This window comes from Mesorhizobium sp. M3A.F.Ca.ET.175.01.1.1, from assembly GCF_004791945.1.
Lineage (GTDB): Bacteria > Pseudomonadota > Alphaproteobacteria > Rhizobiales > Rhizobiaceae > Mesorhizobium.
In genome coordinates this window covers 1-434 of the sequence record NZ_SRTP01000084.1, presented here as the reverse complement: position 1 = coordinate 434, position 434 = coordinate 1, and the positions used below count along the sequence as shown (strand labels likewise).

Here is a 434-nt window from a genome sequence, read left to right as displayed (position 1 = left end):
GATCATTGCTCACCCGGTAGGCCACGCCGGAGACGGTCTCGAAGTCGACACCGTGCAGCCTGGTCTTGCGACGGATCCGTTTCATGTGGGAACGAATTGCCCAGTCGGGGTCGAGGAGTTCAACGAGGTGTCGATCGGTGTAGATCGAGGCCTGCAGCTGGCCGTATTCGGCTTCGCCGCAGGTGACCAACATCATGACGATGGCGGCTTCCGCCTCTGTGAGGCCGAAGACCTTGCGTGCCACATTGGCGTCGTTGCGGCCTGTCAGCTTGGCGATCTTGTCTTTGAGCTGGCGGTTTTCCTCCTCGAGCATTTCGATACGCTCGCGAGCCGTGATGGTGCGCGTCATGCGAATTCCTCCGGCCGGCGCAGCACCGCGTAGGTGCGAGGGCCGATGCGTTGCACGAACCGGCCGCCGATGAGGTGGCGGAGGC

At 62.9% G+C, this 434-nt stretch carries 1 protein-coding gene; it reads right to left on the bottom strand.

What is annotated here, in order from left to right:
- Nucleotides 1-349, bottom strand: a 349-nt coding sequence (locus tag EN818_RS30845; protein WP_135906603.1) for a hypothetical protein, incomplete at its 3' end; no start/stop codon positions are given.
- Between the last annotated feature and the right edge of the window lie 85 nt (nt 350-434).